The sequence below is a fragment of the Streptomyces sp. NPDC052114 genome (genome assembly GCF_040680155.1).
Taxonomy (GTDB): domain Bacteria; phylum Actinomycetota; class Actinomycetes; order Streptomycetales; family Streptomycetaceae; genus Streptomyces.
This window is the reverse complement of the sequence record NZ_JBFAWC010000006.1, coordinates 308254-330908: the sequence shown is the minus strand read 5'-3', so window position 1 is coordinate 330908 and position 22655 is coordinate 308254. Positions and strand designations below refer to the sequence as shown.

The following is a 22655-nucleotide window of genomic DNA, read 5'->3' as shown; positions in this document are numbered from 1 at the left end:
CGCGCGGCCTGCCGTCGAGGGGTCCCGGTGCGGGCTTCTGTTGTCCGTTGACGGTTCACTGCGCCCCGTTCTGCCTTTCGTCCGTGGTCCCGCGTCCGGCGGGAGCGGCGGTGCCCTGAGTCATGGCCGCCGCGGCGCGGGCGGCCAGCTGCCTGCGGTCCGTCTTGCGGTTGGGGTTCAGGGGGAATGCGTCGAGGTGGTGGTAGGCCCGGGGCACGACCGCGGCCGGCAGGACCTGCCGCAGGTGGCGGGCGATCCGGAGGGGAGGCACGGGTTCACCGGTGTGGAAGACGGCCAGCTCGGCCGTCCCGTCCACGGGGACCGCCACGGCCACCGCGTCCTGGACGCCCTCGCAGCCGCGTACGGCGGCCTCGACCTCGGCGAGTTCGACGCGTACGCCGTGCACCTGGACCTGCGCGTCGGTGCGCCCCAGGTACAGCCAGCCGCCGTCGTCGGCGCGGCGGACCCGGTCCCCGGTGCGGTAGAAGCGGTGTCCTTCGTGTTCGAGGAACCGTCCGGCGTCGTCGGCGGGGTCGAGGTAGCCGGGCGTCAACTGCGGCCCGGCCACGCACAGTTCGCCCTCGTCGGCGTCGCTCGGCGTGCCGAGGTCGTCGAGGAGCAGCACCTCGTGGCCCTCGTGGACGGCGCCGATGGGCACCATGTCGTTGAGGTGGCGCACCGGCGACCAGCGGTGGGCCGTGACGGTGATGGTCAGCTCGGTGGGTCCGTACAGGTTCTCCAGCGCCGAGGCGGGCGCCGCGGCGGCCCAGTCCTCGGCGTCCCGGCAGCCGAGCGCCTCCCCGGCGAAGAAGCTCCACCGCAGGGACGGCAGCGCGCCCGGGGTCAGCCCGCCCATGCCGCGGATCAGGGTGATCGCGCTGGGCGTGGAGAACCACACGGTCAGGCCGTGCTCGGCGGCGAACTCCGGCATGCTGCGGTAGGCCTGCGGCGGGGGCGGCACGAGGGTGGCGCCCGCTCCCCAGGCGCAGAACAGGTCGAACATCCCGCAGTCGAAATTGAGGTCGAAGGTCTGCGAGAAGACGTCGTCGGAGCCGAAGTCGTAGCGCCGGTCCAGGAGGCGGAAATAGTGCCCGGTGTTGGCGTGGGTGACCGGCACACCCTTGGGCCGGCCGGTCGAGCCCGAGGTGAACAGGACGTAGGCGATGTCCGTGGGCCGCGTGGGCATGGGCGCCTTGAGCGCGCTGTCCGGGTCGACGGGCAGCACGGGCATCGGCCCGCCGCCCGCCGGTCCGAGCGTGGGCAGCCGCAGGCCCTCCTCGTGCAGGGCGGCCAGCGCCGGCAGGTTCTCGTCGGCGGCGAGCAGGACGTCGACTCCGGCGGCCTCGATCATCTGCCGGGTGCGGCCCGCGGGGAACGCGGGCTGCAGCGGTACGACGGTCAGGCCGCTGTAGAGACCGGCGAGGAGCGCGGCGTACGCCGCGGGGCCCTTGCCGGTCAGCACGCCGACGGTGTGCCGACCGTCCGGCAGCCCGGCCAGCAGGGAACCGGCCAGCGTCAGTGCGCGCTCGTGCAGTTCGCGGTACGTCGGGCTCGCGCCGTCGGCGCGCAGCGCGGGCCGGTCCGGGGACAGGGCCAGGCCCCGCAGGAAGCGTCCGGACAGCGTGCCGTCCATGGTGGGGTCCACGGTGGCGGCTCCGGCTAGCTCGCGGAGGGCTGGAGCATGCTCTCCACGGTCGCCCACAGGACACCGGCGCTGCGGAAGGTCTCCATGGTCAGCGCGCCGTCGAGGAAGCGTATGCCGTAGGTCTCCTCCAGGGTGCCGAGGAGCTGCACGGTGGCCAGCGAGTCCAGGCCGAGGTCGCGCAGGTCGGCGTCGGGCGTCAGCGGCTCCTGCGGCGGCAGGAAGGGCAGGAAGGTGCGCACGGCCTGTTCGAACTGGTCGTCCCACATGATGTTGCCTCCATCGGGTCAGGTACGGGGAGTTGCTCAGGCGGCGCGAACGGGGCGCCGGGGGGCCATGGCCAGCCGCGGGTGGGCGGCGACGACCTCGAAGTTGCGGGTCGTGCAGGGGACCCGGCCGAACAGGCTGTCGGGTCCCGCGACGCAGACCCGTCGTACGCCGAGGTTCTTCAGCGAGGTGGTGACGCTCGGCCAGTCCAGGGGCTTCACGAAGCTGTCGAGGAGCATGGTGCGCAGCTCCTCGCCGGTCCGCAGGAGGGCGCCGTCCTGGTCGGCGACGACGGCGGGGGTCGGGTCGGCGAAGGTGAAGGCGGACAGCACCTCGCGCTCGGCCTTGTCGCGCAGCGGGCCGAACGCCGAGGCGTGCATGGGCGGGCGCATCGTGTACAGCGGCAGTCCGCCGACGGCGCGCAGCCGCTTCTCCATCCACTCCACGCGGTGTTCGGAGAGGGAGATCATCGCGAAGTCCTCGTCGACGTGGCAGGAGATCTCGTGCCACTCCCCCTGGTCGTCGAGTTCGGCGCGGATCTCGTCGAGCCGCTCCTTCGGCGTACGCACGAAGGAGAGCGTCACGATGTCCCGGTGCTCGTGGGCGAAGTAGTCGTCCAGGCAGCGGGCGATGCCGACGGTCAGGCGGATCGCGTCGGGCAGGGACAGGGCACCGGAGTAGGCGACGGCGGCCTTCTCGCCGAAGCTCGGCCCGGTGACCACGTCCGCTTCGACGCCGAGGCGGTCCCTGGCCCAGTACGCGCTGGCCAGGCAGTTGACGAAGAAGGCGACCTGCGCGGCCTCCGAGTAGTCGCCGTCGGACTGCCGGAAGGCGTCCACGAGGGAGTAGCCGAGGGTCTCGTCGGCGACGGCGACCAGCTCCCTGGCGTGCCGCTCGGCGACCATGAACCGGCCGACGTCGGCGAAGGAGTTGGGGCCCATGCCCGGGAAGACGAGAGCGGTGTCGTAGGCCATGGCGGGTTCCGTGTGTCCCTTCACAGGCTCTTCAGGAAGTCGGTGAGCACCTCGCGGAACCGCTCCGGCTCCTCCAGGTGCGGCAGATGGCTCGACTCCTCGAAGATCTCCCAACGGGCGCCGCGGATCCGGTCCTTGTAGGGCCGCACGACGGTCTCGGTGGCCTCGTCGTGGCGGCCGCTGACGATCAGCGTCGGGGTCTCGATCGCGTCGAGCTCGTCGACGATCGACCAGTCCTTGAGCGTGCCGATGACGTGGAACTCCGTCGGCCCGTTCATCGTGTAGTAGACGGTCGGGTCGTTGTAGATCTCCATGAAGGACGAGAGGAAGTCGCGCGGCCAGGGCTGGATCCGACAGACGTGGCGGTCGTAGAAGACGCGCATGGCCGCCAGGTACTCCTGCGTCTCGTAGGTACCGGCCGCCTCGTGCCGCCGCAGCGTCTCCTGGACGTCCGGCGGCAGCGCGGCGCGCAGGCGGGCCATCTCCTGGAGCCAGATCGGGTACGAGGCGGGCGCGTTGGCGACGACGAGGCCGCGCAGCCCCGGCGGGCGCCCCATGGCGTGCCGGGCGCACAGGGGCCCGCCCCAGGACTGGCCGTAGAGGACGTAGTCGTCGGCGATGCCCAACTCGGTGACGAGGTTGGCCAGTTCCCGCTCGAACAGCTCGACGGTCCAGAAGTCGGCGCCCTTGTCGGGCAGATGGGTCGAGCCGCCGTTGCCGAGCTGGTCGTAGTGGACGACGGGCCAGCCGTCCTCGGCCAGGCGGGCAAGCGGCAGCAGGTAGTCGTGCGTACTGCCGGGCCCGCCGTGCACGGCGACGACCGCGGGCCGGCCCGCGCCGAGTTCACCGGTGACGCGGTACCAGGTCCGGTACGGCCCGAACGGGACGGTGCCCTTCGCACTGGGCTGCGGGGACACAGTGATCACCTCATTCGGCGCGTGACGCGGTGACGGAAAGCGATACGGGATGTGTGCCGCGTGATGCGGAATCCGTGATCGAAGCTAATCGGCGGCGCGACGCGGCTGGACCCCTAGCCGCCCCTAGGGGGATGTCGCCCACGTCACGGCCGGTGCGGCCGCGGCACCGGGATCCCGCGGAACCAGGGGCCGCTAGGGGTGTGGCGCGCGGTGCGCGGGTGCTTAGCGTGCGAGAGGCCGACAGCGCCGCTTGACCGCCGGCTCCGGGCATCCGTCTGGGTGCCGACGTGCTCCTGTTACCCGATGCGAGAGGGCATCATGACTGCTCCTGCCGATCCGGCCCACGAGGCCGCGCTCCCCGACTTCCCGATGCGGCGCGCCTGCCCCTTCACTCCGCCCGAGTCGTACGGCCGGATGCGCGAGGACGAACCGGTCGCGAAGGCCAAACTGAAGGTGAACGGCAAGCCCACCTGGCTGGTCACCCGCCACGAGGACTACAAGAAGATCCTCGGCGACGCGCGGGTGAGCGCGAACCTGAAGCTGCCCGGATACCCGCTCCAGGTGCCGGTGCCCGAGGAGATGCTCCAGGCGGTGCCGCTGACGTTCCTGTCCATGGACCCGCCGGACCACACGGTCCAGCGCCGCATGCTGGCCCCGGAGTTCGGGCTGCGCCGGATGCGGGCGCTGCGCGAGCGCGTGCAGGAGATCGTGGACCAGCAGATCGACGAGATGATCGCCAAGGGGAACCAGGCCCCGGTGGACCTGGTGACCAGCCTGGCGCTGCCGGTCCCGTCGCTGGTGATCTGCGAGCTGCTCGGGGTGCCCTACGAGGACCACCCCCGGTTCGAGGAGTGGGCGTGGGCGATCATGAACCACGACATCAGCGACGAGGACCGCGGCATCGCGCACTACGAACTCGACAAGTACGTCGACGGCCTCGTCACCGCCAAGGAGAGCGAGCCGGGCGACGACATGATCAGCCGGCTCATCGAGTTCAACCGCGCCGAGCCGGCCGTCGAGCACTCCGACATCGTCAGCATGGCCCGCCTGATGCTGGTCACGGGCCACGAGACGACCGCCAACATGATCGCGCTCGGCACCCTGGCGCTCCTGGAGCACCCCGACCAGCTGGCCGCCGTCCGCGCGGAGCCCGAGCTGATGCCACGCGCCGTCGAGGAGTTGCTGCGCTACTTCTCGATCTCCGACGCGGGCACCGCGCGCGTCGCCCTGGAGGACATCGAGCTCGGCGACGTCACCATCCGCGCGGGCGAGGGCATCCTGCCGCTCAACAACTCCGCCAACCACGACGAGAGCGTCTTCCCCGACGCGGACCGCCTCGACGTGCGCCGCGAGGCGCGCAGCCATGTGGCCTTCGGCTACGGCGTCCACCAGTGCATCGGGCAGAACCTGGCCCGCCTCGAACTGGACGTCGTCTACTCGACCCTGTTCCGCAGGCTGCCGACGCTGCGCCTGGCCGCCCCGGTCGACTCGCTGCGCTTCAAGGACGACGCGATCGTCTACGGCCTGTACGAACTGCCCGTCACCTGGTGACGGCCCCCTTCCTCCAGCAGCGCACCCTCCGCCGCGCCCCGATCACGTGAGAGGCACCATGAGCCAGTCCGCCGAAGAGGCAACCGGGACGACCGGGACGCCGCCGTACCCGCAGTTCCCCGAGCGCCGCACCTGTCCGTTCAGCGAACCGGAGCGGTACGCCGAGCTCCGCGCGAAGGAGCCGGTCTCGCGCGCCTCCCTGAAGGTGAACGGCAAGCCCACCTGGCTGGTCACCCGCCACGAGGACGTCAAGCAGGTGCTCGGCGACCCGCGCGTCAGCTCCAACCTGAAACTCCCGGGCTATCCGCACCAGTTCCACATTCCCGAGGAGATGCTGGCGCAGGTCCGCCTGATGCTCCTGTCCATGGACCCGCCGGACCACACGGCCCAGCGCCGCATGCTCATCCCCGAGTTCACCGCCCGCCGCGTCAAGGAGATGCGCCCGCGCATCCAGGAGATCGTGGACGAGCACATCGACGCGATGCTCGCCCAGGGGAACCAGGCACCGGTGGACCTCGTGACGGCGCTCGCGCTGCCGGTCCCGTCCCTGGTGATCTGCGAACTGCTCGGCGTGCCCTACGAGGACCACGCGCAGTTCGAGGAGTGGTCCGCGGCGATGATGAACCACGATCTGAGCCCGCAGGAGTACGGGGCCGCGGTCCAGGCCCTCGACGTCTACCTCGACAAGCTCGTCACCGCCAAGGAGAACGCGCCGGGCGACGACCTGATCAGCCGGTTCATCGAGAAGAACCGCGAGGAGCAAATCGCCGACCACGTCGACGTGGTGACCATGGCGCGGCTGATGCTGGTCGGCGGCCACGAGACCACCGCCAACATGATCGCGCTGGGCGTCCTCGCGCTTCTGGAGCACCCCGAGCAGCGTACGGCCGTCCAGGACGACCCGGAGCTGCTGCCGCACGCCATCGAGGAGTTGCTGCGCACGTTCTCCATCTCCGACTCGGGCACGGCGCGCGTCGCCGTCGAGGACCTGGAGGTCGGCGGCACCACCATCCGCGCGGGCGAGGGCATCCTCGCGCTGAACAACGCCGCCAACCACGACGAGAGCGTCTTCCCCGACCCGGGGACCCTCGACATCCGCCGCAAGGAGGCGCGCAGCCACCTCGCCTTCGGCTACGGCATCCACCAGTGCATCGGCGCGAACCTCGCGCGGGCGGAACTGGAGATCGTCTACGGCACCCTGCTGCGCCGCGTCCCCGGCCTGCGGCTCGCGGCCGCCGTGGACGAGCTGCGCTTCAAGGACGACGCCATGGTCTACGGCGTCTACGAACTGCCCGTCACGTGGTGACGGCCGAGCCGACGGGACGCCCCACCATGCAGGTGAGTACCGACAGCGGCAAGTGCATCGGCGCGGGCCAGTGCCTGATGCTCGCACCCGACGTCTTCGACCAGGGGGACGACGGCATCGTCATCCTCCTGGAGGAGACGCCGGCCGACGAGTTCCACAAGGACGTGCGCGAGGCGGCGTCCCTGTGTCCCTCGCGCTCCATCCGTCTGGAGGAGTGAGGAGCGCCGCGGCCTCAGCGCCCTTCGCCGAAGGCACCGTCCGCGGCGAAGGCGCGCGCCGCGAAGCGTTCGCCGATGAGGCGGTGCGTGGCGGCGTCCGGGTGGAGGTTGTCCGGCAGGGGCAGCGCGGCGGAGTCCGCCTCGCCGTAGAGGTCGCGGCCGTCGAGGTGGTGCAGGTGCGGGTCGTCGGCCGACCGCTGCTCGACGACGCGGGCGAGCTCCTCCCGGATGACGTTGAGCGTCAGCTTGCCCGCGGCGCGCTCGGCCGGGTCGCCCGTCGCCTTGAACCGCACCTGCCCGGCCAGGAACGCCTCGACGTCCATGGCGCACGGCCCCGGGGTGTCCTCGTGGATGGGGCACAGGATGGGCGAGACGACCAGCAGTGGCACGGTGGGGTGCCCCTCGCGGATGGTGTCGAGGAAGCCGTGCACCGCCGGCGCGAAGGCGCGCAGCCGCATCAGGTCGGCGTTGACCACGTTGATCCCGATCTTGACGCTGATCAGGTCGGCGGGGGTGTCCCGGATGGCACGGGCCGTGAACGGGTCGAGCAGGGCGCTCCCGCCGAGCCCGAGGTTGATCAGCTCGACGCCGCCGAGGGTGGCGGCGCGGGCGGGCCAGGTCGTGGTGGGGCTCGCGGCGTCGGAGCCGTGGCTGATCGAACTGCCGTGGTGCAGCCAGACCTTGCGGCCCGGGTCGGCCGCGGGCTCGACCGGGGCGTCGGCGCGCAGTGCGATCAGTTCGGTGGCCTCGTTGTGCGGCAGCCAGATCTCGACGTCCTTGAGTGCATCGGGCAGCCCGTCGAAGCGGACGGTGGCAGGCTCCCCGGCGGTCCGCTCGAAGGACCCCTTCGCCATGTCGATGGTCAGGGTGTTGCCGCCGGTCACGCTCGCCTGCCCGGCGGGGCGGCCGTCGACGAGGAGGTCGTACACGCCGTCGGGGCGGGGCGGGGCACCGACGTAGACCCGCTTGGTGGGCAGCGTGTCCAGCTCGACGACGGTGGCACGGGTACGGAACACCAGGCGCACGCCGGACGGCTGGGACTCGGCCATGGCGAGCTGCGGGTCGTTGTTCTGGGCACGGGCGCGGCCGGGCAGCCGGTGCGGCAGCAGCCCGCGCCCGGTGCGCTCCACGTCGAGGGCGCCGCGCAGGAGGTCGGCGGTGAGGGGCGTGTCGGTCAAGGGGCGTTCGGTGCTCATGAGTTCAACCTGTCGAGAAGTGATGGGGGAAGGCTTCGGCCCCGGCGGCGGAGCGAGGTCAGGCGGGCGGCGCGGCAGGCCAGTTCCTCAGCAGGGCGTCCAGCGCGTCGATGACGCGCGACCACGTCTCCCCCGAGTCCGGCGCGCTGTGGCTGAAGCCCCCGGCCAGCTCCAGGCTGACGTAGCCGTGGAAGACGCTGCCGAGCAGGCGTACCGCATGGGTCTGGTCCGGCTCCGTCAGGTCGTAGCCGCGCAGGATGGCCCGCGTCATCTCGGCGTGCCGCCCGCCCGCGCTGGCGGCGGCCGCCTCGGGGGTGAGCCGGAGCTGGGTCGCGGCATAGCGCCCGGGGTGCTCCTGGGCGTAGTCGCGGTAGACGTTCGCCAGCGCGGCGAGCGCGTCCTTGCCGGCGCGCCCGGCCAGCGCGGCGGTGCCCCGGTCGGCGAGCTCGGCCAGCGCCAGCAGGGCGATGCCGGTCTTGAGGTCCTGGGAGTTCTTCACGTGCGAGTACAGACTCGCGACCTTGACGTCGAACTGCCGGGCGAGCGCCGAGACGGTCACCTGGTCGAAGCCGACCTCGTCGGCCAGCTCGGCCCCGGCCCGGACCACGCGTTCCGTGGTCAGTCCTGCGCGCACCATGACATTCCCCTCTTTTGGCTGAACCGATTATGCATTTGCCTAAACACTTTAGGCAAATCGGTATGCCGTTAAGGGAACGGGAGGGGGTTCAGGACACGGAGCAGACCAGTGCGTCGTCCCGCACGTCCGCGACGATCGTGTCCCCCGGGTTCGCCTCACCGCTCAGCAGCAGGCTCGCGATCCGGTTGTCCAGCTCGGACTGGATCGTGCGGCGCAGTGGCCGCGCCCCGAACTCGGGCTGGTGACCGTGCGCGACCAGCAGCTTCTTCGCCGCCTCCGTCACCTCCAGCGTCATCCCCTGCGCGCGGACGCGCCGCTTGCTGCCGTCCAGGAGCAGATCGACGATCTGCCCGAGATCCTCCACGGTCAGCCCGTGGAAGATGACGGTCTCGTCGATGCGGTTGAGGAACTCGGGCGGGAAGCGGCCCTGCAGGTCCCCCATGAGGTCGGCCTTGATCTCGGAGACGTCGCCGTGGTGGGCGAGGATGCGCTGGGCCCCGATGTTGGACGTCATGATGACGACGGTGTGGCGGAAGTCGACGGTGCGGCCCCGCGCGTCGGTGAGCCGGCCGTCGTCCAGGACCTGGAGCAGCGCGTTGAAGACGTCCGGGTGGGCCTTCTCCACCTCGTCGAAGAGCAGCACGCTGTACGGCTGACGGCGCACCTTCTCCGTGAGCTGACCGGCCTCCTCGTGACCGACGTATCCGGGCGGGGCTCCGACGAGCCGCGACACGGTGTGCTTCTCCTGGAACTCGCTCATGTCGAAGCGGACCATCCGGCTCTCGTCGCCGAAGAGCAACTCGGCGAGCGCCTTGGCCAGTTCGGTCTTGCCGACGCCGGTCGGGCCGAGGAAGAGGAAGGAGCCGACGGGCCGGTCCGGGTCGCCCATCCCGGCCCGGTTGCGCCGCACCGCCTCCGCGATGGCGACGACCGCCTCGTCCTGGCCCACCACCCTGGAGTGCAGGGCCTCCTCCAGCTTGAGGAGCTTGTCCTTCTCGCTCGCGGTGAGCTGGGCCACCGGGATGCCGGTGCGGCGGGCGACGATCTCGGCGATGTCGTCGGCGGTGACGTCCATGACGCCTTCACGGCGCTCGGTGACACCGGCGAGCTCGGACTCGGTCTCGGCGATCTGCCGCTTCAGTTCGGAGGCCCGCTCGAAGTCCTCGCCGGCGACGGCCTGTTCCTTCTCGCGGTTCAGTTTCGCCAGCCGGTCCTCGCGCGAGACGACCTCGGTCGACTTGCCGAGGGACTTGAGGCGGACCCGGGCGCCCGCCTGGTCGACCAGGTCGATGGCCTTGTCGGGCAGGAAACGGTCGCTGATGTACCGGTCCGACAGCTCGGCGGCGGCCACCAGCGCGTCGTCCGAGAAGCGGACCTGGTGGTGGGCCTCGTAGGAGTCCCGCAGTCCCTCCAGGATCAGCACGGTCTCCTCGACACCGGGCTCGGGCACCATGACCGGCTGGAAGCGCCGCTCCAGGGCGGCGTCCTTCTCGATGTACTTGCGGTACTCGTCGATGGTGGTCGCCCCCACCACGTGCAGCTCACCGCGCGCGAGCGCCGGTTTGAGCATGTTGCCCGCGTCCATCGCGCCCTCGCCGGAGGCCCCCGCGCCCACCACCGTGTGCAGTTCGTCGATGAACAGGATCGTCGAGTCCGCGGCCTGCCGGACCTCGTCGATGACCTTCTTGAGGCGCTCCTCGAACTGCCCCCGGTACTGGGCGCCCGCCACGAGCCCCGACAGGTCGAGGCCGATGACCCGCTTGCCCTCCAGGGACCCCGGCACCTCGCCCGCGACGATCCGCTGGGCGAGCCCCTCGACGATCGCCGTCTTGCCGACGCCGGGCTCGCCGATGAGGACGGGGTTGTTCTTCGAGCGCCGGGAGAGGATCTCGACGGTCTGCTCGATCTCCTCGGCCCGCCCGACGACCGGGTCGAGCTTCCCCGCCCGCGCCTCCTCGGTCAGGTCGCGCCCGTACTCGTCGAGGGTGGGGGTGTCGCTCTCGCGGTCCGCGGGCCGGCCGTCGGTGCGAGCCGCGCGGTCGGCGGCGCCGCGCAGCCCGCCGACGTCCGTGCCGGCGGCGCCGAGGGTCTTCACCGCGCCGGAGTCGGGGGTGTCCAGGAGCGCGGCGAGGATGTGCTCCTGGCCGATGTAGGAGGTCCCTGCGGCCTGCGAGCGCTCGTACGCCTGGAGCAGTACGCGCTTGGCGGCCGGTGTCATCCGCGGATCGGCGGAGGGCGTCGCGCTCTCGCCGGGCAGGGCCCGCGCGATCTCCTCGGCCAGCCGGTCCGGCTCGGCCCCCGCCTTCGCGAGCAGGGAGCGCGCGGGCTCGACCTGGGTGGCCGCCCACAGCAGGTGCTCGGTGTCCAGGTCCGTGCTGCCGTCCTTCACCGCGCGGGCCGTGGCCGCCTCGATGAGCCCGCGCGCCGCGTCCGTCAGGAGCCGCCCGATCGGCACCCGCTGGACGCGCGGCGGGGAGGAGGCGGGGGACGTCCCGAAGAACCGGTCCAGCATCTCGGAGAACGGGTCGGGACCACCGAAGGAACCGAAGGAGGACATGGACATCGAAGCCGCCCTGGGGTGGGAGAAGGGGGTGCTGGACGGGCCCCCGACAGCCCCGGCCACTGGTCCTCAGTGGACCAACCGTCCCTGCGGCACGCAATGCGGCCCCGGGCCGTCAAGGCGCCGATCGGGTGACACCCCTCCCCCGCGCGCGCCTCCCGGCCGCTACACCTCCTCGACCAGCCGCTTCTCGAACCAGTGGTGGGCGTACGGCTCGTCGTTGAAGGCCGGGACCTCGGCGAAGCCGCAGGACAGGTACAGGCCCCGCGCCGCGTCGAGCGCCTTGTTGGTGTCCAGGCGCAGGACGTCGCACCCGTGCCGCCGGGCCCGCTCCGCCAGCTCGGTCAGGAAGCGGCGGCCGAGCCCCAGGCCCCGCGCGGCGGGCGCGACCCACATGCGCTTGATCTCGGCGGGGGCGCCGGGCGGCAGCTTGAGTCCCGCGCAGCCGACGGGCTCGCCGTGCGCCCTGGCGACCAGGAAGAGGCCGTGCGGCGGGCGCAGCCCGCCCGCGTCGGGCAGCAGGCTCAGCGCCGGGTCGAAGCCGGTGTCGAAGCGCTCCTGGAGTTCGGTGAAGTAGGAGCGCAGGCAGTAGCGGGCGTCCGGGTGGTCGGGGTCGACGGCGTCCAGGGTGACCGTCGCGGCGGTGAGCAGCCGGTCGACCTCCGCCATGGCGGCGACGAGGCGGGCGCGCTGCGCGGTGTTGAGCGGCTCAAGGAGGGAGCCGGCGAGCGCGTCGCTGCGCTGGTCGAGCCGGGCGCGTTCGGCGCGGCCCGCCCCGGTGAGCCGGACGGTGCGGACCCGTCGGTCCTCGGGCCGCGGCTCGACCGTGACCAGGCCGTCGGCCGTGAGGGCGCGCAGCAGGCGGCTGACGTACCCGGAGTCGAGCCCGAGGCGCTCGCGCAGCCGTCGTACGTCCTGGCCCCGCTCGCCGATCTCCCACAGCAGCCGGGCCTCGCCGACCGGCCGGTCACCGCCCAGGTAGTGGTCGTGGAGTACGCCCACGCGTTCGGTGACGGTGCGGTTGAACCGCCGCACCCGCTCGATCTGCCCCGTTTCCGGCTCCACCCGTCGACTCATTCTCTGACTCTAGTCAGAGAAAGGGCCGGGTGTCAGGCCCGCAGGAAGGCCAGGACCGCCAGCACGCGCCGGTGCCCCTCGGTGTCCACGGGCAGGTCGAGCTTGGTGAAGATGTTGCCGATGTGCTTGTTGACGGCCGCCTCGCTGATGAACAGGTGCTGCGCGAGGCCCGCGTTGGTGCGGCCCTCCGCGATCAGCGCGAGCACCTCGCGCTCCCGGGGGCTCAGCCGCTCCAGGGGGTCCTGGCGCAGCCGGACCAGCTGCGTGATGACCTCCGGGTCCACCACCGTCCCCCCGGCCGCGACGCGTTCGATCGCGGCCATGAAGTCGGTCACCGCGCTCACCCGCTCCTTGAGCAGGTACCCCACCCCCGCTCCGCCGCCCGAGTCGAGCAGGCGCAGGGCATAGGAGCGTTCGACGTACTGGCTGAGGACGAGCACGGGCAGACCGGGGAACTCCTCGCGCAGGAGCACCGCGACCCGCAGCCCGTCGTCGCCGAGCGTCGGCGGCATCCGTACGTCCGTGACGACGAGGTCCGGCCGTTCGGCGCGTACGGCATCGGCCAGGGCGTCGGCGTCGCCGACGGCGGCCACCACCTCGTGGCCGACCCGTTGCAACAGCCCCACGAGGCCCTCGCGCAACAGAACGGCATCCTCGGCCACGATCAGGCGAAGCGACACGGAACCTCCACATGCAGCAGGGTGGGACCACCGACCGGGCTGGACACGCGCATCCGGCCGTCGAGCGCCGTGACCCGGTCCGCGAGCCCGGTCACGCCGCTGCCCGCCTCCGGGTCGACCCCGCCGTGACCGTCGTCCGTGATGTCGAGGATCAACAGGTCCGCATGGTAACGCCCGCGCACCTGGGCGCTCGTGGCCCCGCTGTGCTTGGCGATGTTCGTCATGGCCTCGTTGATCAGGTAGTACATGGTCGTCTCCAGCTTCCTGGGCAGCCGTTCGGGCAGCCGCAGGTCCACCGTCACCGGGATCGGGAAGCGGCCCGCGTAGTCCTCGATCGCCGCGACGAGTCCGTGGTCGGCGAGGACGGGCGGGTTCAACCCCCTGATCAGGGAGCGCAGTTCCTGGTGAGCGGCGGAGAGCTGGCCCTCCGCCTGCGTGAGCAGCTCGGCCTGCGGGGAGCCCGCCGGGGTGTCCAGGCGCAGCAGGCCCAGCGTCATCCCCAGCGAGACGAGGCGCTGTTGGGCCCCGTCGTGCAGATCGCGCTCGATGCGCACCCGCTCGGCGTCGAAGGAGTCGAGCAGCCGCACCTGCGAGGCCCGCACCTCGCGCAGCTCCTCCCCGAGCTCCCGGTCGCGCGGGGCGAGGAAGGACCGGGCCATCGCGGCCCGCGCGCCCGCCCACGAGGTCACCGTGTAGGGCGAGGCGAGCAGCACGATCCCGCCGAACACCGCCCAGGGCCAGGTCGTCCCGTCCAGCGAGGCGAAGGTGACGGCGGGTACGCCGAAGGAGAAGCCGAGGACCAGCAGGTCCAGCCACCACAGCGCCGCGGCCGACAGGAGCGCGAACATCAACTCCCGCCAGGTCACCTGTTCCTTGAGCCGGGTGGCCACCCAGGCGCGCGCACCGGGCGCGTCCGGGGCCCGGTGCGGGTCGGGCAGCCGCTCCAGGTCCACGAGCCGCAGCCGGCGCCGCTCCACCGCGGCCACCACGGTGGCGGCCAGCACGGTGCCGACCAGCGGGGCCACACCGACGAGCACGACCAGCAGGACGAGGCCCGCGGCCAGGCCGGCGGCGAGGACGAGGACGGCCGCGGCGCCGACCACGACGCCTCCGCCGAGATAGGCCAGTGACCGCCAGGGCCAGCTGGAGGTCAGGAAGCTCATGGGGCGCTGCGCCATGGCCTGCCAGGCGGTTGTGGGACGCATGGGGCCACCGTAGTACGGCCGTTCGGGCATCGCGGTAGAGCTGCCTCTACCTCTGAAGTAGAGCGTGGATCAGTGCCCGGGACCCCTCCTGAGCAGTGGAATCGACCCATGACGACGACACAGCACACCCTGACTCCCCCGCCGCGGCCCGCCGCGGGAGACGCGGTCGAACTCCACGGCGTACGCAAGGTCCACGGGACCGGCGGACGCCGGGTCACCGCGCTGGACGACGTGTCCCTCACCTTCCCGCAGGGCACCTTCACCGCGATCATGGGCCCCTCCGGTTCCGGCAAGTCGACGCTGCTGCAGTGCGCGGCCGGGCTGGAGCAGCCCTCCGAGGGCCGGATCGTCCTCGCCGGCGTCGACATCGGCCGGCAGAACGAGAGGCAGCGCACCGAACTCCGCCGCGACCGCGTCGGGTTCGTCTTCCAGGCCTTCAACCTGGTGGAGTCCCTGACGGCGGCTCAGAACGTGGAACTGCCGTCCCGGTTCGCGGGCCGCAGGGTCGGCCGCGAGCAGGTCGCCGACGCGCTGGCCGCGGTCGGTCTGGCCGACCGCGCCGGGCACCGGCCCAGTGAGCTCTCCGGCGGCCAGCAGCAGCGCGTCGCCCTCGCCCGCGCCCTGGTGACCCGCCCCGCCGTCCTGTTCGCGGACGAGCCCACCGGCGCCCTGGACACCGTCACCTCCCGCGAGGTGCTGCGGATGATGCGGATGCTGGTGGACCAGGAGGGCCAGACCACGCTGATGGTCACGCACGACCCGGTGGCGGCGGCCGTGGCCGACGTCGTCGTCTTCCTCAAGGACGGCCGTCCGGCCGGCCGCATCGCGCTCGACCCCCACGCGGGCGACAGCGCCGCCGAGATCGCCGCCCACATGACCCGCCTGGAGGCGTGATGCTGATCCTCGCGAACGTCCGCGCACGCTGGTCCGGTTTCCTCGGGGCCTTCGTCGCCGTCCTGGTCGGCGTGGCCCTGATCACCACGACGCTCGTCATCTACGACTCCGCGCGGCCCACGGTCCAGCCCCGGTACGCGGGGACCGCCGCCCTCGCCCTGCCGGAGCAGGCCGTCGACGCCGACGGCAGCCCCGAGGACCGCATGCCCTGGAGCGGGGCCGAGGCCGCGCCGCTCCTCGCCGGGCTGAACAGGGTTCCGGGCGTCGCCGACGCGGTGGCGGACCGCTCCTTCTACGCCCAGGCCGTCCAGGACGGCAGGCCCGTCGCCGACGAGGGCGCTCTGGAGTCCGGGCACGGCTGGGGCAGCGCACGGATGGCGCCCTACCGGCTGGTCTCCGGCCGGGCCCCCGGCGGCGCCGACGAGGTCGTGGTGGACCGCGCCCTCGGCGCGGCCGTCGGCAGCGAACTGACCGTCAACATCACCCGGGGCCGCGCACGGTTCACCGTCGTCGGCACAGTGGACGGACCCGGCTACTACTTCAGCGACGCGTTCGCCGCGCGGCAGCAGCCCGGCGTGCGGGCCATCGCCCTGGTGCCCGACAAGGGCGCCGACACCGGCACGCTCGTCTCCGCCGCCCGGAAGGTGGTCGGCGACAAGGGCGAGGTGGTCTCCGGCGACGGGCGCGCCGAGCTCCAGCCGCAGTACATCGAGCACAAGCGTTTCCTGGGCGTCCAGCTCATCAGCGCCATGGCCGTCCTCAGCCTGTTCACCACGGTGTTCGTGGTCGCCTCCCTGCTGGTCCTCGCCACCGGGATGCGCCGCCGCGAGATCGGCCTGCTGCGGACCATCGGCGCCGCCCCCGCGCAGATCCGCCGCATGATCCTCGGCGAGGCCGCCGTGATCGGGCTGCTCGGCTCGCTCGCCGGCTGCGCGGCCGGCGTGGCCGCCGCGCCGCTGCTGCGGTCCGTACTCGACGATCTGGAGGTCGTCCCGCCGGACATGACGGTGAGCGTCGCCGCCTGGCCGCTGCTCACGGCCGCCGCGATCGGGGTCGGTGTCAGCGTGGCCGGTGCCTGGGCCGCCGCCCGCAAGGCCGCCCGGGTCGCGCCCATCGAGGCGCTGCTCGACACGCGCTCCGTCAACAAGGGCATGGGGCGCGGGCGTTGGATCGCCGGACTCGCCGTCCTCGGTCTCGGGGTGTTCCTCGCCGTCGGCACCGCCGTCTCCAGCGCCGACGACCGCATCAACATGGCGATCTTCGCCACGATGACGCTGATCGTCGCGGCGGCCCTCCTGACTCCCGTGTTCATCGGGCCCGTCGGCCGGTTCCTGACCGCGCCGTTCCAGCGGGGCGGCTCGGCGGGGCCCGTCCTGATCCGGGCCGAACTGGTCGCCAACCCCCGCCGCGCGGCCTCCCTGGCGGCCCCGGTGATCGCCGCCGTCGGCTTCGCGGTGCTGCTCAGCGGGATGGTGGAGACCATGCGCGTGGCGTATCCGGCGGGCGAGGCCCTGAAGGTCTCGGGGCAGACGATCGTCACCCCGGACGGCACACCGGGCAACACCGACGAGGTGGTCGCCGCCAACCCGGTGGGCAAGGCCGCCCTGCCGACCCGCGCGTTCGTGACCGGCGACGCGGCGGAGAAGGCGACCGTCCTGGACGTCCTGGGCAGCCGCGACAAGCGCTGGAACAAGCCGGGCGAGGCCGTGCTCGGCGAGCGCACCGCCACTGACCTGGGCCTGAAGAAGGGTCAGGACGTGCCGGTACGGTTCGCCGACGGCGCGCGGGTCACCCTGCGCGTCGGGGCGGTCCTGCCCGACGATCCGGCCCGCGGCGACTTCGTGGTCGCCCGTGACCTGGTGCGGGCCCACGACCCGGCCGCGCTCACCGACGACATCTTCGTGCCACGCGACGCCGAGGCCAGTGACGAGGTCCCCGGCACGGCCCTGCACGACGCCGCCGCGTACGCCCTGGCCGACTACGAGACCGACGCCCGGCTCACCGACAGCCTGGCCGCGATGCTCATCGTGATCGCCGTCGGCTACAGCGTCATCGCGGTCGCCAACAGCATGGCCATGGCCGCCCACGGCAGGCGCCAGGACTTCGAGGTGATGCGGTCCGCGGGCGGCACCGTCCGCAAGCTGCTCCTCTGCTCGGTCGGCGAGACCGCCCTGGTCGTCGCCATCGGCGCCGCCCTCGGCGTCCTCGTGACGCTGGCGCCGCTGGCGGGCATGGCCTCCGGCCTCTCCCAGGCCACGTCGTCGGACGTGGGCCTGCACCTGAACACCGGCATCGTGACCGCCGCGGTCCTCGGCACGCTGCTGGCCGCCGTACCGGCCGCGCTCGTGGTCAACGCCAGGACGATGCGGCGACGGGGTGCGTAGCGCGGCCGGTGGGTCCGGGCCCGGGTTCCGCTCAGGAACCGGGCCCGGACCCGTGTCAGGACAGCACCGTGATGTGACCGGGCGCGGGCAGGCGAGGCGCCGTGGCCGGCTCGTGGATGTCGGCCAGGGCCATGAACAGCAGGGCGACCGCGAGGGCGCCGGGGTCCGGGACGCCGAGCGCGTGGTCGCCGACGTAGCTGGCCCGGCCGCGCCGGGGCCGCAGGGACGCGGTGCCCAGGGCGCCCCGGATGGCCGCCTGGGCGGCTTCGGTGAGCGGCGCGTCGGCGTCGGGGTTCCCGGCGGCGGCGGCCAGGGACTCGGCGGCGGGCGCGAGCGCGTCGACCAGCGTGCAGTCGCCGGGCACCGCGCCGCCCACCCGGTGGATGGCGGCGTGCCCGGCCTCTGCGGCCCGCGCGAGCGCGTCGACCGAGGGCGCCGAGCCGTCGGCCCGCACGGCGGTGGCGAGCTGCTGGAAGAGGAGCCCGAACAGGGGGCCGCTGGTGCCGCCGACGTCGTCGAGGAACGCCTGGGCGAGGGCGGTCGTGCCGTCCAGGCCGCGCTCGTCGGCCAGCTTCACCGCGCGTCGTACGCCGCCCGCGAGGTTGTCGCCGAAGTCGCCGTCACCCACGAGCTGGTCGAGCTTGGTGAGGTTGTCGCGCACCTGCGTGACGGTGAGCGCGTACCGGTCGAGGAGCGTGCGGTCGCCCTCCGAACCCGGCGTACGGACCGGGGAGTCCACCGGCTCCTGCGCGGCGGGCGCCGGGTGGTCGGGGGCGAGGGAGGGGCGGGGCAGGACGAGCGGCGTCCGGGTCGGGGCCAGCCACAGGTCGGCCCAGCCGTCCTCCAGCCGGGTGAGGGTGAGGGAGAAGCCCGCCATGTCGAGGGCCGCGGTGAAGGTGCCCGGGACGGTGAGGACCGGCCGGATGCCGCGGGCGGTGAGCTCGTCGTGCAGCAGGACGCCGATGGCGTTCAGCTCCAGCTCGGTGGTGGCGCCCAGGCCGTTGACGAGGGCGAGCACCTCGCCGGGCCCCTCGGGCAGGGCGTCGAGCAGGTCGTCGGTCATGCGCCTGACCAGGTCGCCGACGGCCGGGCGGGCGATGGTGCGGGTGCCGCGCTCGCCGTGGATGCCGACGCCGTAGTCCAGGGTGCCCTCGTCCAGCGTGAACGCGGGGGCCAGGGTGGTGGGCGAGGTCTGCGCGCGGGCGGCGACGGCGATGCTGCGCGAGCGGGCCACGACGCGCCGTCCCAGGTCGGCGAGCTCCTCCAGCGTCGCCCCCTGGTCGGCGGCCGCGCCCAGGAGCTTCTCGACGACGACCGTGGCGGCGGTGCCCCGGCGGCCGGTCGCGGCGTCCGCGCTGTCGGTGGCCAGATCGTCGTCGACGAGCACGGTGGCGACGGGAATCCCGTCGTGGCGCAGGCGCTCCGCCGCGATCTGGAAGTTGATCACGTCGCCCGTGTAGTTCTTGACGATGTGCAGGACGCCGCCGCTCTTGGCGGCCGCCGCGCTCGCCTCGTAGATCTGCCGGTTGTGCGGGGAGGCGAAGACCTCGCCGGGACAGACGGCGTCCAGGCCGCCGCGGCCCAGGAGCCCGGTGTGCAGGGGTTCGTGGCCGGAGCCGCCGCCGGAGACCAGGGCGACCGTGCGGGCCGGGTCCGCGTCGCGCGCCCGCAGGTACAGCGGGCTCGGATGCACCTCGATCATGCCGGAGTGCGCTAGGGCCAGACCGCGGGCGGCGGTCAGCACGGGGTCGGTCTCCGGCAGGAAGTGGCTCATCGGGCTCTCCGTGGGTGTGCGGCTGACGGACGTGCGCACCCGGGCGGCGTACGACGTGTACGGGCCGTCGAGGCGCGGCTGACCTGGCCACCCGTGGGTCGTGACGACCGTGGCGGGCGGCGGCGGGCCCACCATGGCCGTCCGCCGCGCCCCAAGGTCGGCACCGTCTGCTACCGGCACTCCGGCGTTCCGGTCGCCGTTCCCGTGTGCGAGGCTGACACCCTGCCCCGGCCCGGCCGGTGATCCGCGAAGGGCACGCGGCGCTCTCCTGACGGCCACCCCATCTTTGCGAGGTCTTTACTCTTGCTGGACGCGCGACGCGAGGATCTCGGGCGGATGCTGCGTGCCTGGCGGATGGCGCGGGACCCCGGCCTGCTGCCGGACCCCGTCCCCTTCCGGGGCCACCGCAGCTATCTCACCCAGCTCGACATGGCCCTCCTGCTCGGCGTCTCCGAGCGCTGGTACCGCGCCCTGGAGCGGGGCGAGGACCGCGGATACGCGCGCGAGATGATCGCGGGCGTGGTGCGGATCCTGGATCTCTCGCCCCGGCAGGCGACCGCCCTGTACCGGGGCACCGGCCACCAGCCGCCCCGGCACCGGGCCGACGGCGCCCGGCCCGACGCGGCGCTGCTGGATCTGCTGCACCAGCAGCGCCGGGTGAGCTGGATCTGCGACCAGGCCTGGGACGTGGTCGCGGCCAACACCGTGGCGGCGCGCCACTGCCCCTGGCTGATGCGTCCGGAGGCGAACACCATGACCTGGGCGTTCTCCGCCGAGGCGCGGTATCAGCTGCGCGACTGGGACACGAAGTGGGCCGTGCCGCTGCTGGGCCAGCTGCGCCTGGCGTGGCAGCGCTGGCCGGACAACGACCGCCTGGACGAGGTGGTGCGCACCGTGCGGCGCGAGCCGGGCGTCGCCGAGCTGTGGGAGGGCACGGCCGGTGTGCCGGGCGACGTCGACGACGCGGCGCGCCCGATGTACTTCCCGCTCGTCGCGCCGGACCCGCTCGACGTGCGCGTGACGACGTACGGCCGCTTCGGCGACACGGCGCTGCGCTGGGTCGTCCTCAGCCCCGTGGACCCGGCGGTCACCTTCCCTTGAGGGCCCAGCGGGACGCGTCCTCCGACACGTCCTCGCGCCGCCGCCCGTACCGGGCCCGCAGGAGGAGCAGTACGGCCCCGAGGACGAGACCCGCACCGGCGTACCCGAGGACCATGTCCTTCTCGGCGGGCGACTCCCGCACGTGGGCGTCACCGTCCTGCGACACCCAGATGCGGGCGCCGGAGATGTCGCTCGTCCCCTCGCCCTCCTCGTCCCACACGCCGTCCTCGGGCACGCCCGCGATGGGCCCGCGCACGCCGCGGCCCGCCGGATCCCGCCAGCCGAAGCGGCCGAAGTCGTCCCCGTCGGTGACGGTCGCCCAGTAGCCGGCCCGATAGGTCTGCGTGGCGATCAGCGCATGCCGCAGGGGCAGGGCGAAGGCGACCAGTGCCACGGCCCCCAGAACGACGGCGACCACGGCACCGGCCCGGCTCCGTCGCGCACCCGGACGACGTTCTCGCACGACATCCCCCCGGATGTGCTCGGCCCTGCGCGCGCGGTTCGGCGAAGGCACGGACGACGGTCTCCACGGCGGTGGCGACGGTGGCCCGCACCGGATCGTCCGGGCGACGCACACAGTACCGTCGCCGCCCATGACTGAACCGGCGCGCCCGCCCAAGGCATCGCCCCGCCGGTCGAGGGGCGCGGGTCAGCCCGGCAGCCCCGCCAGCCACCCCGTCAGGATCCGGTTGACCTCGGCGGGCCGTTCCTGCTGGACCCAGTGGCCGCAGCCGTCGAGGAGGTGGGTCGCGGTCAGGGCCGGCAGGGTTTCGGGGAACGCCATGATCGCGTCGGCCAGCCAGGTCGTGGAGGCGTCCAGGGCACCGCCGACGAACAGGGACGGCTGGGTGAGCGGGGCGCCCTCGAAGCGGGGCGTGAGGTCGGTCCAGTCGCGGTCCATGCAGCGGTAGCGGTTGAGCGCGCCGGTCAGGCCGGTCCGCTCGAACTCCCCTGCGTAGACGTCGAGATCGGCCGGGTCGAGCCAGCCGGGCAGGCGGCCCGTGGGGAAGTGTTCGCGCAGGGTGCCGCCCGGTCCCGTGACGTGCGGGGCGGGGGCGTCGGGGCCGGGCATGGTGTCCCCGGACAGCGCGGCGTAGAACCCGGCGAGCCAGCCGCGTACGTCGGGCTCGATCTCGGCCTCGGCCCGGCCGGGTTCCTGGAAGTAGGAGACGTAGAACTCGCCGCCCGCCCCTCCGTCCGCTCCCCCGCCCATCCGGGCGAAGACCTCACCGGGGCGCGGTCCGCCCGGCGGCGTGTAGGGGACGCCCAGCAGGGCGGCCGCGCGGAAGACGTCCGGCCTGACCAGCGCGGAGTGCGCGGCGATCGTCGCGCCCCAGTCGTGCCCGACGACCACCGCCCTCTCCTCGCCGAGCGCCCGCACCACGGCGGTGTTGTCCTCGACCAGGTCGAGCATCCGGTACGCCGCCACGTCGTCGGGCCCGGTGGAGCGGCCGTAGCCGCGTACGTCCACGGCGACCGCGCGGTAGCCCGCCGCCGCGAGGGCGGGCAGTTGGTGGCGCCAGGAGTACCAGGTCTCGGGGAAGCCGTGCACCAGCAGGACCAGGGGGCCCGTGCCCTGTTCCACCGCGTGGATCCGGCCCGCGGGCGAGGGGATCAGGTGGTGGGTGCGGTCGGCTGCGGGGGACGAGGTCGCGGGCATGGCCCCTCCTGGTGTGCTCGGGTGGCGGCTGTGGCCCGAGCATGCGGCGCGGCGCGCGACGCGGGCCACGTCTGTTGCCGTTCCGGCAAATCGGCGGCGGCCCACGGTCAGCTGACGGTGTCGCACCGTCGGTGTCGCACCGTCACCCGTCGTTCAGGACGTCCACCAGGACGCGCACATGGCCGTGCGGGAGGTCCTTGGTGGCGGTGAGCAGGGTGAGGCGGCCCGTGCGGGCCAGGCCACGGAGTCGGTCGAGTTCCTCGGCACGGCCGGGGTCCGTGAGTTCCTGCCGGTACCGCTCGGCGAACTCCTCGAAGAGGGCGGGATCATGGCCGTACCAGCGGCGCAGCTCGTTCGAGGGCGCGACGTCCTTGTCCCACGACTCCAGTCCGGCCCGCTCCTTGGAGACGCCGCGCGGCCACAGCCGGTCGACGAGGACGCGGGCGCCGTCGTCAGGCGCGGCGGGGTCGTAGACACGCTTGACCTGGATGTCGAGGGAACGACTTGTCGTCATGTCGGCATTCTCCGCCCGCGGGCTCGCGCTTTCGGTTCGAGGGCTCGTGCATTCCGCCCGCGGGCACGAGATCTCCGTCATTCCGCCCGCGGGCACGA

Annotated in this window: 20 protein-coding genes; 6 read left to right on the top strand and 14 right to left on the bottom strand. The window is 73.1% G+C overall.

Annotated elements, in window-relative coordinates:
- Window positions 1-55: 55 nt before the first annotated feature.
- The 4 genes from AB0L89_RS16145 to AB0L89_RS16130 are packed head-to-tail and all read right to left on the bottom strand — an operon-like array spanning window position 56 to window position 3800.
- Complete coding sequence (locus AB0L89_RS16145) at window positions 56-1633, bottom strand: AMP-binding protein (RefSeq protein WP_365141068.1); 1578 nt, start codon at window positions 1631-1633, stop codon at window positions 56-58.
- A 26-nt stretch (window positions 1634-1659) separates the two neighbouring features.
- Complete coding sequence (locus AB0L89_RS16140) at window positions 1660-1911, bottom strand: phosphopantetheine-binding protein (RefSeq protein WP_365140702.1); 252 nt, start codon at window positions 1909-1911, stop codon at window positions 1660-1662.
- Window positions 1912-1947: 36 nt separating this feature from the next.
- Window positions 1948-2883 carry an ACP S-malonyltransferase gene (locus AB0L89_RS16135; RefSeq protein ID WP_365140699.1) on the bottom strand — a complete coding sequence of 312 codons (936 nt, stop codon included), beginning with the start codon at window positions 2881-2883 and terminating at the stop codon, window positions 1948-1950.
- 20 nt (window positions 2884-2903) lie between these two features.
- A complete protein-coding gene (locus tag AB0L89_RS16130) occupies window positions 2904-3800 on the bottom strand; it encodes a proline iminopeptidase-family hydrolase (protein ID WP_365140696.1) in 897 nt (298 codons plus the stop codon).
- A 318-nt stretch (window positions 3801-4118) separates the two neighbouring features.
- On the opposite strand from AB0L89_RS16130, the gene AB0L89_RS16125 reads away from it, so the two are divergent.
- From AB0L89_RS16125 to AB0L89_RS16115, 3 genes are read left to right on the top strand one after another with little or no spacing between them, the layout of a single operon-like run.
- Window positions 4119-5351 (top strand): cytochrome P450, encoded by a 1233-nt coding sequence (locus tag AB0L89_RS16125; RefSeq protein ID WP_365140693.1) that lies wholly within the window; start codon window positions 4119-4121, stop codon window positions 5349-5351.
- Window positions 5352-5409: 58 nt separating this feature from the next.
- Window positions 5410-6657 (top strand): cytochrome P450, encoded by a 1248-nt coding sequence (locus tag AB0L89_RS16120; RefSeq protein WP_365140690.1) that lies wholly within the window; start codon window positions 5410-5412, stop codon window positions 6655-6657.
- A gap of 26 nt (window positions 6658-6683) precedes the next feature.
- Window positions 6684-6875, top strand: a complete 192-nt coding sequence (locus AB0L89_RS16115; protein WP_365140687.1) for a ferredoxin — start codon at window positions 6684-6686, stop codon at window positions 6873-6875.
- 14 nt (window positions 6876-6889) lie between these two features.
- Here the strand turns inward: AB0L89_RS16115 and AB0L89_RS16110 are convergent, their stop codons facing one another.
- The 6 genes from AB0L89_RS16110 to AB0L89_RS16085 form a co-directional block, all read right to left on the bottom strand.
- Complete coding sequence (locus AB0L89_RS16110; RefSeq protein ID WP_365140684.1) at window positions 6890-8071, bottom strand: GDSL-type esterase/lipase family protein; 1182 nt, start codon at window positions 8069-8071, stop codon at window positions 6890-6892.
- 58 nt (window positions 8072-8129) lie between these two features.
- Entirely contained in the window at window positions 8130-8708 is a 579-nt protein-coding gene (locus AB0L89_RS16105) for a WHG domain-containing protein (RefSeq protein WP_365140681.1), read from the bottom strand.
- 88 nt (window positions 8709-8796) lie between these two features.
- The gene (locus AB0L89_RS16100) at window positions 8797-11271 is read right to left on the bottom strand and encodes an AAA family ATPase (RefSeq protein WP_365140678.1); all 2475 of its coding nucleotides are present in this window, start codon (window positions 11269-11271) and stop codon (window positions 8797-8799) included.
- Window positions 11272-11433: 162 nt separating this feature from the next.
- Window positions 11434-12345 carry a helix-turn-helix domain-containing GNAT family N-acetyltransferase gene (locus AB0L89_RS16095; RefSeq protein WP_365140675.1) on the bottom strand — a complete coding sequence of 304 codons (912 nt, stop codon included), beginning with the start codon at window positions 12343-12345 and terminating at the stop codon, window positions 11434-11436.
- A 32-nt stretch (window positions 12346-12377) separates the two neighbouring features.
- Window positions 12378-13025, bottom strand: coding sequence for a response regulator transcription factor (locus AB0L89_RS16090; protein ID WP_365140672.1), 648 nt, complete (start codon window positions 13023-13025; stop codon window positions 12378-12380).
- Window positions 13010-14230: a sensor domain-containing protein gene (locus AB0L89_RS16085; protein WP_365140669.1), complete on the bottom strand. Its 1221-nt coding sequence runs from the start codon at window positions 14228-14230 to the stop codon at window positions 13010-13012. Before AB0L89_RS16085 ends, AB0L89_RS16090 begins: the two co-directional genes overlap by 16 nt.
- A gap of 108 nt (window positions 14231-14338) precedes the next feature.
- Between AB0L89_RS16085 and AB0L89_RS16080 the strand changes: the two genes are divergently transcribed.
- Complete coding sequence (locus AB0L89_RS16080) at window positions 14339-15124, top strand: ABC transporter ATP-binding protein (protein WP_365140666.1); 786 nt, start codon at window positions 14339-14341, stop codon at window positions 15122-15124.
- Window positions 15124-17508, top strand: coding sequence for an FtsX-like permease family protein (locus AB0L89_RS16075; protein ID WP_365140663.1), 2385 nt, complete (start codon window positions 15124-15126; stop codon window positions 17506-17508). Before AB0L89_RS16080 ends, AB0L89_RS16075 begins: the two co-directional genes overlap by 1 nt.
- Before the next feature lie 55 nt (window positions 17509-17563).
- Here AB0L89_RS16075 and AB0L89_RS16070 read toward each other — a convergent pair whose 3' ends face one another.
- Window positions 17564-19282, bottom strand: coding sequence for a dihydroxyacetone kinase family protein (locus tag AB0L89_RS16070; protein ID WP_365140660.1), 1719 nt, complete (start codon window positions 19280-19282; stop codon window positions 17564-17566).
- A 303-nt stretch (window positions 19283-19585) separates the two neighbouring features.
- Between AB0L89_RS16070 and AB0L89_RS16065 the strand changes: the two genes are divergently transcribed.
- Window positions 19586-20383 carry a hypothetical protein gene (locus AB0L89_RS16065; RefSeq protein WP_365140657.1) on the top strand — a complete coding sequence of 266 codons (798 nt, stop codon included), beginning with the start codon at window positions 19586-19588 and terminating at the stop codon, window positions 20381-20383.
- Here the strand turns inward: AB0L89_RS16065 and AB0L89_RS16060 are convergent.
- The 3 genes from AB0L89_RS16060 to AB0L89_RS16050 form a co-directional block, all read right to left on the bottom strand.
- Complete coding sequence (locus AB0L89_RS16060; RefSeq protein ID WP_365140654.1) at window positions 20370-20801, bottom strand: hypothetical protein; 432 nt, start codon at window positions 20799-20801, stop codon at window positions 20370-20372. The genes AB0L89_RS16065 and AB0L89_RS16060 overlap by 14 nt on opposite strands.
- Before the next feature lie 231 nt (window positions 20802-21032).
- Complete coding sequence (locus AB0L89_RS16055) at window positions 21033-22043, bottom strand: alpha/beta hydrolase (protein ID WP_365140651.1); 1011 nt, start codon at window positions 22041-22043, stop codon at window positions 21033-21035.
- Between the two features lie 142 nt (window positions 22044-22185).
- Complete coding sequence (locus AB0L89_RS16050; RefSeq protein ID WP_365140648.1) at window positions 22186-22557, bottom strand: DUF488 family protein; 372 nt, start codon at window positions 22555-22557, stop codon at window positions 22186-22188.
- Between the last annotated feature and the right edge of the window lie 98 nt (window positions 22558-22655).

What these genes read in the sequence shown, in the direction of transcription:
- AB0L89_RS16145 (WP_365141068.1), bottom strand. Translation starts at nt 1,633, where the DNA reads ATGGACGGCACGCTGTCCGGACGCTTCCTGCGGGGCCTGGCCCTGTCC.
- AB0L89_RS16140 (WP_365140702.1), bottom strand. Translation starts at nt 1,911, where the DNA reads ATGTGGGACGACCAGTTCGAACAGGCCGTGCGCACCTTCCTGCCCTTC.
- AB0L89_RS16135 (WP_365140699.1), bottom strand. Translation starts at nt 2,883, where the DNA reads ATGGCCTACGACACCGCTCTCGTCTTCCCGGGCATGGGCCCCAACTCC.
- AB0L89_RS16125 (WP_365140693.1), top strand. Translation starts at nt 4,119, where the DNA reads ATGACTGCTCCTGCCGATCCGGCCCACGAGGCCGCGCTCCCCGACTTC.
- AB0L89_RS16120 (WP_365140690.1), top strand. Translation starts at nt 5,410, where the DNA reads ATGAGCCAGTCCGCCGAAGAGGCAACCGGGACGACCGGGACGCCGCCG.
- AB0L89_RS16115 (WP_365140687.1), top strand. Translation starts at nt 6,684, where the DNA reads ATGCAGGTGAGTACCGACAGCGGCAAGTGCATCGGCGCGGGCCAGTGC.
- AB0L89_RS16110 (WP_365140684.1), bottom strand. Translation starts at nt 8,071, where the DNA reads ATGAGCACCGAACGCCCCTTGACCGACACGCCCCTCACCGCCGACCTC.
- AB0L89_RS16105 (WP_365140681.1), bottom strand. Translation starts at nt 8,708, where the DNA reads ATGGTGCGCGCAGGACTGACCACGGAACGCGTGGTCCGGGCCGGGGCC.
- AB0L89_RS16100 (WP_365140678.1), bottom strand. Translation starts at nt 11,271, where the DNA reads ATGTCCATGTCCTCCTTCGGTTCCTTCGGTGGTCCCGACCCGTTCTCC.
- AB0L89_RS16095 (WP_365140675.1), bottom strand. Translation starts at nt 12,345, where the DNA reads ATGAGTCGACGGGTGGAGCCGGAAACGGGGCAGATCGAGCGGGTGCGG.
- AB0L89_RS16085 (WP_365140669.1), bottom strand. Translation starts at nt 14,230, where the DNA reads ATGCGTCCCACAACCGCCTGGCAGGCCATGGCGCAGCGCCCCATGAGC.
- AB0L89_RS16080 (WP_365140666.1), top strand. Translation starts at nt 14,339, where the DNA reads ATGACGACGACACAGCACACCCTGACTCCCCCGCCGCGGCCCGCCGCG.
- AB0L89_RS16075 (WP_365140663.1), top strand. Translation starts at nt 15,124, where the DNA reads ATGCTGATCCTCGCGAACGTCCGCGCACGCTGGTCCGGTTTCCTCGGG.
- AB0L89_RS16070 (WP_365140660.1), bottom strand. Translation starts at nt 19,282, where the DNA reads ATGAGCCACTTCCTGCCGGAGACCGACCCCGTGCTGACCGCCGCCCGC.
- AB0L89_RS16055 (WP_365140651.1), bottom strand. Translation starts at nt 22,043, where the DNA reads ATGCCCGCGACCTCGTCCCCCGCAGCCGACCGCACCCACCACCTGATC.
- AB0L89_RS16050 (WP_365140648.1), bottom strand. Translation starts at nt 22,557, where the DNA reads ATGACGACAAGTCGTTCCCTCGACATCCAGGTCAAGCGTGTCTACGAC.